The sequence below is a fragment of the Dysgonomonas hofstadii genome (assembly GCF_014196915.1).
GTDB classification, from domain to species: Bacteria; Bacteroidota; Bacteroidia; order Bacteroidales; family Dysgonomonadaceae; genus Dysgonomonas; species Dysgonomonas hofstadii.
This window is the reverse complement of sequence record NZ_JACIEP010000012.1, coordinates 129,168-138,643: the sequence shown is the minus strand read 5'-3', so window position 1 is coordinate 138,643 and position 9,476 is coordinate 129,168. Positions and strand designations below refer to the sequence as shown.

At 38.1% G+C, this 9,476-nt stretch carries 8 protein-coding genes; all 8 read right to left on the bottom strand.

Annotated elements, in window-relative coordinates:
* Positions 1-88 precede the first annotated feature (88 nt).
* The 8 genes from GGR21_RS15590 to GGR21_RS15555 all read right to left on the bottom strand — a co-directional run bounded on the left by GGR21_RS15590 (position 89) and on the right by GGR21_RS15555 (position 9,410).
* Positions 89-937: a phosphatase PAP2 family protein gene (locus GGR21_RS15590; protein ID WP_183308157.1), complete on the bottom strand. Its 849-nt coding sequence runs from the start codon at positions 935-937 to the stop codon at positions 89-91.
* A gap of 67 nt (positions 938-1,004) precedes the next feature.
* A complete protein-coding gene (locus tag GGR21_RS15585) occupies positions 1,005-1,253 on the bottom strand; it encodes a hypothetical protein (protein WP_026626737.1) in 249 nt (82 codons plus the stop codon).
* A 28-nt stretch (positions 1,254-1,281) separates the two neighbouring features.
* Positions 1,282-3,150: a heavy metal translocating P-type ATPase gene (locus tag GGR21_RS15580; RefSeq protein WP_246348091.1), complete on the bottom strand. Its 1,869-nt coding sequence runs from the start codon at positions 3,148-3,150 to the stop codon at positions 1,282-1,284.
* 66 nt (positions 3,151-3,216) lie between these two features.
* Positions 3,217-3,441: a winged helix-turn-helix domain-containing protein gene (locus tag GGR21_RS15575; protein WP_183308155.1), complete on the bottom strand. Its 225-nt coding sequence runs from the start codon at positions 3,439-3,441 to the stop codon at positions 3,217-3,219.
* A gap of 25 nt (positions 3,442-3,466) precedes the next feature.
* On the bottom strand, positions 3,467-3,808 hold the full coding sequence (locus GGR21_RS15570; RefSeq protein ID WP_183308154.1) for a P-II family nitrogen regulator: 342 nt from the start codon (positions 3,806-3,808) through the stop codon (positions 3,467-3,469).
* Between the two features lie 29 nt (positions 3,809-3,837).
* Entirely contained in the window at positions 3,838-5,031 is a 1,194-nt protein-coding gene (locus GGR21_RS15565) for an efflux RND transporter periplasmic adaptor subunit (protein WP_183308153.1), read from the bottom strand.
* Positions 5,032-5,040: 9 nt separating this feature from the next.
* A complete protein-coding gene (locus tag GGR21_RS15560; RefSeq protein WP_183308152.1) occupies positions 5,041-6,294 on the bottom strand; it encodes a TolC family protein in 1,254 nt (417 codons plus the stop codon).
* Entirely contained in the window at positions 6,291-9,410 is a 3,120-nt protein-coding gene (locus GGR21_RS15555; protein ID WP_183308151.1) for an efflux RND transporter permease subunit, read from the bottom strand. Before GGR21_RS15555 ends, GGR21_RS15560 begins: the two co-directional genes overlap by 4 nt.
* Between the last annotated feature and the right edge of the window lie 66 nt (positions 9,411-9,476).

Genomic DNA, 9,476 nt, shown 5'->3' with positions numbered 1-9,476 from the left:
ATACAGAGCTTTATTATATGCTCTCCTAAATTTTACTTAACTGGTGGTATACTTTTCAATTATTTTAGTGGACTACTTTTCAATTATATTATACAATTCCTCCTTGATTTCCATTATAAAAGGGACTAAAAGAGACTTGCTTACTAAATGTACTTTTGCTTATAAACTTCCTCTGCAAATAGGGATAAAGCCAGTAAGCTGCCTTGGTACTCAAAATCCCGAGTCCAGCTCCTACTATAACATCTGCAAACCAGTGTTTGTCATTATATAAACGAAATATCCCTGTTCCGGTTGCAATTGTATAGCCTGCTATCCCATACCATATTGAAACATCTTTATATTCCTGCCAAAGAAATTCCGCACCCATAAAAGCTACTGCTGTATGACCTGAAGGAAAAGAGTTTTTCGCTGATTTATCTGGTCTCTCTATCTTGGTTGAATACTTTATCGTGTTTACTGATGCAGCCATAAAAAGAGTTGATATTCCTAAAATGAAGGTTCGGTCTTTAAAATTATTCTTACCCTTTATGCCCATTAAGTTCAGTGCATAGACACTTCCAGCAGGTACATATTGAGATATATCATCTATGGTAAACTTAGAGTCAATATGTTCTGTCACTTCATGCTTTACTTGTCTGTTAAGTAAATAATTATGTTCTATTGCTGTTTCAAATATTCCATAGGCTACTAAAGCTGATGGTATTATCAATTGTTTATATGAGAATTTTAGCTGTTGTACAGGTTTTACCTCATCAGAAGCAATTGTATCTACAGAAGTGAGATTTGTAGTAGGTATACTGTCGAATAAAGAGCTCTTCTGAACTGGGAAGTCAATGGATGGGTAGTTACTGTGAAGTGTATTGTTATTTACGATAGCTGCTTCTATAGATTGAAAGAAATACAAGAGGGGAATAATACAAACCAATATTTTATTCATTATTTATGATTATAAGATTCGTTTGGCTAAACGAATAAGCTGTTCAGCCAAACGAAATTTTGAAAAATTACTTTCTGAAAATATAATTAGCTATAATCCATGCGTTGAAACCAACAACCCCCATATATGGGATAGGATTATAATAATTAATACAATGCTCATTCTTACATCTGAAAAACAAAATCCATATGATAAAACCGATAATAGCCCCTATAGATATACTGATCAAAGACAGATATCGCTTTATAATAGGGCTCAGTTTTGATGGAGTTTCTTTTCTTGCTGCTAATCTTCTTATACGTCTCTTTTTACTCATGACGATAATAGTGTTAGTCGCAAGACTTTCAGAATCTCATTTTTAATATCCTGACTGCATTTAATATTGCTAGCAGCGAGACTCCCACATCCGCAAAGACCGCTTCCCACATAGTAGCCAGACCAAAGCCACCTAAAACAAGAACAATCAATTTGACCGAAAATGCCAATACTATATTTTGTATAACAACTTGCCTTGTCGCTTTAGCTATTTTAATCGAAGTGGCTATCTTGGATGGTTGATCTGTCTGAATGATTACATCCGCGACTTCGATAGCAGCATCACTCCCCATTCCTCCCATAGCTATTCCGACATCACTCAATGCCAGTGAGGGAGCATCATTTATTCCATCTCCGACAAAAGCAATGACATTATTCTTTTCTCTTTTCAGTTCCTCTATATGATGAACCTTATCTTCAGGCAGGAGATCCCCATAAGCACTGTCAATACCAAGGCTGGATGCGACGTTATTCGTTATGGAAGATTTATCTCCACTCAACATTACAACTTGTTTGATTCCGGATAAATGCATATCTGAAATAGCAGTCTGTGCATCATCTTTTACCTCATCCGCGATTGTTATATAACCCGCATATTCTCCGTTAATCGCTGCAATCACAATAGTCTCAACTATAAATTCAATTGTTCTGTCATAAGAGATATTGAATTTCTGCATCAACTTAGCATTACCGACCAATACTTCTTCTCCATTTACATTCCCTTTAAGTCCATGTCCCGATATTTCTTCTACATGAGTAGTTGTATAATTGTTTGAAACCTTTGCAAATTGAACAATTGCTTTAGCAATAGGATGATTTGAGAATTTCTCTATGGCAGCAACGATAGCGACAAATTCTTCTTGCTTATGTTCATCGACCGGCACAACCTTCTGAACATTGAAGACACCTTTGGTCAGAGTTCCTGTCTTATCCATCACAACAGTATTAACTTTGGTCATCAGGTCGAGATAGTTAGCCCCTTTAAACAGGATACCTGCTTTAGAAGCCGCTCCGATTCCGCCGAAATAACCTAATGGAATGGAAATAACTAATGCACATGGACAGGATATAACCAGAAATACCAACGCACGGGATAACCATTCGCTAAAGATATAGTCGCTTACCACAAAATAAGGAATGACTGTAATAAGGAGTGCTAACAGGAATACAATCGGAGTATATATCTTGGCAAATTTACGGATCAACAACTCTGTTTTTGCTTTTCGGGAAGTCGCATCCTGCACCATCTCGAGGATTCTGGCAAGAGAGCTATCCTGATACTTTTTAGCAACCTTTATTTCGATTACTTTATCAAGATTCAACATTCCTGCCAGTACAGATTCTCCTGCTGAAATAGTCTTAGGTTTGCTTTCTCCTGTCAATGCTGCCGTGTTAAAGCTTGCAGATGATGCAAGCATTATTCCATCCAAAGGAACTTTCTCTCCGGCTTTTACCTGAATAACTTCGTCAATCCCTACTTCTTCAGGAGATATTGTTTGATATGCATCATTTCTATAAACAGTCGCTGTGTCTGGACGAACATCAAGCAATGCTTTAATATTCCTTTTTGCTCTATTTACGGCTGAATTCTGGAACAATTCACCGATAGAGTAAAATACCATTACAGCTACTCCCTCGGGATACTCGCCAATAATAAAAGCTCCGAGTGTAGCCATTCCCATAAGAGTAAACTCAGTAAAAAAATCTTTTTCCTTGATTGTTTCAATGGCTTCTCGAAAAACAGGAAAAGCTACAGGTATGTAGGCTGCGATATACCACCCTAAACGAAGGTAGCCGTTAAATATATCTGGAATAAAATTATCCATTGCAATACCAACAAGTAGCATCAGCAAACTTATCGAAACAGGAATATACTGCTTCCTGTTATTTTCCGACATCTGCGACTCTTCTGAGTCGCAGGATGTACATTTATAATTGTTTTCTGTATTCATTGCTATAAGTATTTAATAATACATTTCGCTCGTAGAGTTATTTAACTCAAGATAGAGTATTTCATTTTTGTATATGAACCGGATCTTATCCTCTCGGGATAACCAACCTAATGCCATACATATGTTTTTATCATTATATCCGGTCAGTTCTCCTATTTGTCTTATGGATAATGCTCCTTCATTAGACAATAATTGCCATATTACTCCGGCATTTATTCCAATATCATTCTTCAGCATCTTGACTCTATTTTTTAATTAATAACTAGCCAAGAAGCCACCTATCGTCAGGTAATCCGGTTCTGACTCTGATTGCCCTTTCAACATCAGAAACATAGATTATGCCGTCTCCTGAATTTCCTGTTTTACCATATGTTGATATTATCGTGATTATTTTATCTACATCATCATTACTACACACTATCTCAATCTTTGCAACTTTGCTATTGGTAAGACTAAAGTGCATGGATAATGAAGCATCTTCATTTTTAAAATGTCCTGTACCCTCAGCCATTGAAACTGTCAGATTCGGAAACCCTGCATCGAGTAATTCTCTTAAAATATCATTCACCTTGAATGGTTTAACAAAAGCTTTTATCTCTTTCATGTGATTTTCTTTTTTTAATGTTTTAAATATTAATGTCCATGCTCACCGTGATCCGTACTCATGGATGCTAAATAAAACGCATTGGCCTTAACAATAGTCACGCCTTCTTCCAGCTTATTAACCGGAGTTATCTGCGTATAACCCAATTCACTTATGCCGGTCAGTACTTCCACTCTTTCAAAGTGATAAGTTTTTACTCCTTCCTCATCGGCTTCCTTTTCCAAAACAAATATGTACTTCTTTCCCTCATTGCTTACAATGGCATCATTGGGTACAGCATCAGTTTTTTGTTTCCCTACATTGATCAATCCGGTTACGTACATACCGGGAATCAATTTGAGATCAGACTTCCCTTTGATATTCGCATGGACGATAATAGCCTTTGTATCTCCTTCAAAAGACTTGTTTATTTCATAAATCTCAGCTTTCAGATTAACGCTCGGTTGATTAGTGAGTGTAATATCAACTTCCTGCCCGATTTTTACCATATTAATATCCTTCTCAAATACTTTAACATCGCAGTGTATGCCTGCATTGTCGGTAATACTCATTAGCGGTGTTTGCATATCCACATAGCTACCTGTACTGATGTTTATTTTACTGACAGTTCCTGAAATAGGTGTTTTCAGTGGGATTTGGGTAACCATATTACCCGCAGAAACCTGTTCGGGGCTAATGGATAACTGTCTTAGCTGTTTCTCCAGACCTGTAAGCTGAGCTTTTGTTATCTCGTAATTAGCTACTGCCTGTTGTAATGTTTTTTCAACCCCTGCTCCTTGTGATGACAACTCTTTTTGTCTTCTGTGTTCCTGCTCTGCAATCAATGCCTCTTTTTTTGTTGTCAGATAATTCTTTTGCAACTCTACTATTTCCGTATTTTCGAGATAGGCTACAGTCTGCCCTGCACTCACTGATCGACCCTCGATTACGGTTACTTGTTTAATAATACCTCCTAACAAAGACGTTACTTCCGCCTTTTTCTGTGGATCTAAGGCCATCTCTCCATTTACCCGAATAATACTGTTCAGGTCTCTCTGTTCGATCTGACCTAGTTGAATATCCACAGCCTTCATTTGTGATTCGGTCAGTTCTACTTCTACCGATTCGCCCTGAGATTCTTCTGTTCCTTCTTTCTCGGTTTCCGCTTCATTTTTAGGGTTCTGTCCGCACGATCCTAAAAATAGAAGGGACAGAGTTATTATCGCTATATATATTGTTTTCATAATTTTTTATTATTTATTTCCTTGTAGATAGTTTAACATAATGATTGTCTGATTGTAGTCATTGATCGCATTGGCATATAGCAAATGTATCTCTACTGCGGTTTTTAAGTTTTGGATATACTCAATATAGTCTATTTCTCCTTTTTCGTAAGAGATTTGTGATATACGTGTTATATCTTCTGCCTGTTTGTTCCCTCGAAGCGAATAATAATCCAATGCATTCTTGGCTTTCGTATATTCATTCAGATAAGTCTGGTAGTTTTTTCGCATAGTAAGCATAACCTCTTCCTGCTGAACTCTTGCTATTTCGACTTCTCGTTTGGCAGCTTTTGTTTTAGCTCTTTGCTCACCGAAAAATAGAGGGACACTTATCCCAACTTCAAAACCCATGAAGTTACCTTTATCAAAGCGATCTCTTTGTAGATCATACGGGTTAAATCCTTTTATAAGAAACTGGTTCTTCAATGCAAAATTGAAACTGGGCAGATATCCTTGCTTAATAACACTTAGGTTCTTTTCACTTATGAGCTTTTTATTGGCATAAACCTCTCCAAGTGGTGTTTGCTCCGGATTGAAATCATTAAAAGGATAGGCTGCATCCAAAACAGTCAGAGTAGGCTCAACAGGTTCGACTACCTCATCTGTATTCATCCAACGTTGTAAGATTAATTGTATGCTTTGATAATTCTTTTCAGCCTTCTGTAACTCAATCCGGTTTTCATTATAGAGTCGTTCGGCATTCATCTGTTCCAAACGTCCTGTTTCCCCGGATTTCAACTTTGCATTGGCGAGGAATAAGAATTTACCATAAATACTGTCCTGTTCCTGTAATATCTTGATATTTTCCTTTCCATAAAGCAATTGGTAATATGTTCCCGAGATTTCTTTTACAAGCTCATTACGTGTAACTTCTAAATTACTTCGTTCCAGATTTGTCTCGGCTTTTAATAATCCTCTGCGAGAACCATAGACTGTCGGAAAATCAAAACTTTGGCTTAATGATATACTATTATCCGGGCTTCCACCTGATGTCGGGTCCTGACTCAATGAAAAGCTTGTTTTATCAATATTAAAAGCCGTTCCTTGCAAGTCCTTTGCTCTTTCAATAGAAATACGGCCTGATTTCATGGTCAGGTTGTTGTCTATTGCTGATTGAATGCATTCCTGCAATGATTTTGTTGTATTTTGTCCAAATAAAGCCGGAGGTAAAACAGCAGTCATTGTTATGAATACAATAGTCGATATTATTATTTTTGTCTTCATTCCTGTTTATTTTTAGTAAATGTTTTATAAATAGAAGGTAACACAACCAATGTTAGAGCGGTTGCAGTTAAGAGCCCTCCTATGACTACTGTTGCCAGAGGTCTCTGCACTTCGGCTCCGTCCCCTGTTGATAATGCCATTGGCAGGAATCCTAATGATGCGACAAGCGCAGTCATGACAACCGGACGTAAACGAAGCATACACCCTTCTATTACCCTCTGACGAATGTTTGTCATCCCTTCTTTCTCAAATATGTTGAATTGTCCAATCAAAACAATACCATTCAATACCGCAACACCAAACAGAGCTATAAATCCGACGCCTGCCGAAATACTGAAAGGCATATCCCGTAACCACAGAGCCCAGATACCTCCAATAGCTGAAAGTGGTATCGCAGAAAATACAAATAGGGACTCCTTAACACTTTTCAATGTTGCATACAGAAGGAAGAGGATTAATAGTAAAGCCAATGGAACAGCCACCATTAATCTGTCTTTTGCTTCTTTCAGGTTCTGGAATTGTCCTCCGTATGTATAATAATATCCTGCAGGCAATTTGAATTCTTTATCCAATATGTTCTGAATGTCAAATACTGTGCTCTGAACATCTCGGCCTCTGACATTAAATCCGACATAGATACGTCTTTCCCCGTCTTCCCGTGTTACCTGTGCAGGAGCATCTTCATATTTAATCTCAGCTACCTGAGAAAGAGGTATTGATCCTCCTGCTGTAAGGGGCAGATATAAATTTTCTAATGAAGAGATATCATTTCTCAGATCGTTATCCATCCTTAATACCAGATCAAACCTGCGGTCTTCTTCAAACACATATCCTGCTTCATTTCCTGCAAATGCTGTTTTAAGTACCATATTGGCATCTTTGACTGATATGCCATATTTTGCTAATTGATCTCGATTATAAGTAACCTGAACCTGTGGTAATCCGGTAACTTTCTCAACAAAAGGATCGCTTACACCATCTACTTTTTTTATCAAAGAAGCTATCTTATTTGCGGATGCGCTGAGTATCTCCAAGTCATTGCCATATATTTTAATAGCCACATCCTGTTTAATTCCGGTTATCAATTCATTGGTACGCATCTGTATAGGCTGTGTCATTTCCACTCCTAATCCGGGTATCTCTCCAATAGCTTTTTCCATCTTTTCCATCAGCTCCTCTTTGGTTTTGGCTGATGTCCATTCTTTTTTCGGAATTAAAGCAATCATCATATCTGCCCGTTCAATGGGCATGGGGTCAGTAGGGATTTCGGCACTACCAATACGGCTTACGGCTTGTTTTACCTCAGGAAACTGATCTTTAAGTATCTTTTCGGCTTGCGTACAACTTTTAATCATCTGAGACAAGGATGTTCCCTGAGCCATACTTATTTCTGCGGCAAAGTCTCCTTCTTCCAGATTTGGAATAAACTCTCCCCCCATTCTATTAAACATGAATATACTAACAGCAAATAGTACAACCATACTTATGATTAGAGTCTTGCTCCAATTCAAGCTTTTTGTTATAATAGGGCGATAGAAACTGTTCAGTTTATCCATTAGCTTATCTGATATATTGCGCTTGTGCTCCGTTTTTTTACTTAAAAACAACGCACTTGCCATCGGCACATAAGTAAGGGAAAGAATAAACGCACCTAATATCGCAAAGAATACCGTCATAGCCATCGGCTTAAACATCTTACCTTCTATACCTACCAATGTGAAAAGGGGGATATAAACAATCATGATAATAATTTCACCGAATGCCGCACTATTCCTTATTTTAGAGGCTGAATCAAACACTTCCTGATCCATTTCTGCTTGTGTGAGCAAGCGTCCTTTATATCTGTCTTTCATGACTCCGATATGGTGACAGACGGCCTCGACAATGATGACCGCCCCATCTACAATCAACCCGAAGTCAATTGCCCCGAGGCTCATCAGGTTTCCACTTACACCGAATACCCGCATCATGCCGAATGCAAAAAGCATAGATAGCGGAATTACGGAAGCAACAACTAATCCGGCTCTATAATTTCCTAAGAAAAGGACAAGGATGAAGATAACGATTAAGCCTCCTTCTATCAGGTTCTTGGTAATCGTGTTGGTTACCCTGTCTACCAATTGTGTCCTGTCAATAAAGGGTTCGATAATGACACCTTCCGGCAGACTCTTTTGCACCTGAGCCATACGCTCTTTTACATTTTTGATAACCTCTTGAAAATTTTCTCCCTTCAACATCAGGGTAATACCTGCAACGACTTCTCCTTCTCCGTTTCGGGTCACAGCTCCATAGCGTGTTGCACTTCCGTACTGAACTTTTGCGACATCGCGAACAAGAATGGGAGTACCATTAACTGTTTTAATCGGAATTTTCTCTATATCTTCCAAAGACTTAACAATACCCAGCCCTCGTATGAAATATTGATTGCTGTATTGTTCAATATAGCTTCCTCCTGTATTTTCGTTATTATTTTCAAGTGCTGTATATAATTCGGGGATTGTTATATTTACTGCATTCAGTTTATCTGCATTAATGGCTATTTCGTATTGTTTTACAAAACCACCCCAGCCACTTATCTCTGCCACACCTTCAGTACCGGACAGTTGCTTTCTTACAATCCAATCTTGCATGGTACGTAAGTCGGATATACTGTATTTATCCTCATAGCCTTCCTTTGCCCGTATTGTATAGTGATAGATTTCCCCTAATCCGGTAGAGATAGGAGCTAAACTGATTTTTCCTGCTCCCTGAGGGATGACCTCTTCGGCTTCTTTTAGTTGTTGGCTGACTTGCTGACGTGCCCAATAAATGTCAGCATCTTCTTTAAATACAATAGTTATAACGGACAGGCCACTTCGACTTATACTTCTTCTTTCTATGACTTTGGGAATATTGGCTAGAGCCATTTCCAAGGGAGTGGTGATAAATTGCTCCACTTCCTGTGCTCCTAACGATGGAGCCTGAGTGATGACCTGTACCTGATTGTTGGTAATATCAGGGGTAGAGTCGAATGGTAATTGAGACAGAGAGTAGGTACCCCAAATAATGAGTGCTACAGTCATGACTCCAATTACCAATTTATTCTCTATCGAGAATTTAATTAGTTTTTGAAACATATTTTGGATATTAAAATATAACAATAGATTTATAGGATACATCCGTTTTCAGACATATCAAATGAA

What these genes read in the sequence shown, in the direction of transcription:
- GGR21_RS15565 (WP_183308153.1), bottom strand. Translation starts at nt 5,031, where the DNA reads ATGAAAACAATATATATAGCGATAATAACTCTGTCCCTTCTATTTTTA.
- GGR21_RS15575 (WP_183308155.1), bottom strand. Translation starts at nt 3,441, where the DNA reads ATGCTGAAGAATGATATTGGAATAAATGCCGGAGTAATATGGCAATTA.
- GGR21_RS15560 (WP_183308152.1), bottom strand. Translation starts at nt 6,294, where the DNA reads ATGAAGACAAAAATAATAATATCGACTATTGTATTCATAACAATGACT.
- GGR21_RS15580 (WP_246348091.1), bottom strand. Translation starts at nt 3,150, where the DNA reads ATGTCGGAAAATAACAGGAAGCAGTATATTCCTGTTTCGATAAGTTTG.
- GGR21_RS15590 (WP_183308157.1), bottom strand. Translation starts at nt 937, where the DNA reads ATGAATAAAATATTGGTTTGTATTATTCCCCTCTTGTATTTCTTTCAA.
- GGR21_RS15585 (WP_026626737.1), bottom strand. Translation starts at nt 1,253, where the DNA reads ATGAGTAAAAAGAGACGTATAAGAAGATTAGCAGCAAGAAAAGAAACT.
- GGR21_RS15555 (WP_183308151.1), bottom strand. Translation starts at nt 9,410, where the DNA reads ATGTTTCAAAAACTAATTAAATTCTCGATAGAGAATAAATTGGTAATT.
- GGR21_RS15570 (WP_183308154.1), bottom strand. Translation starts at nt 3,808, where the DNA reads ATGAAAGAGATAAAAGCTTTTGTTAAACCATTCAAGGTGAATGATATT.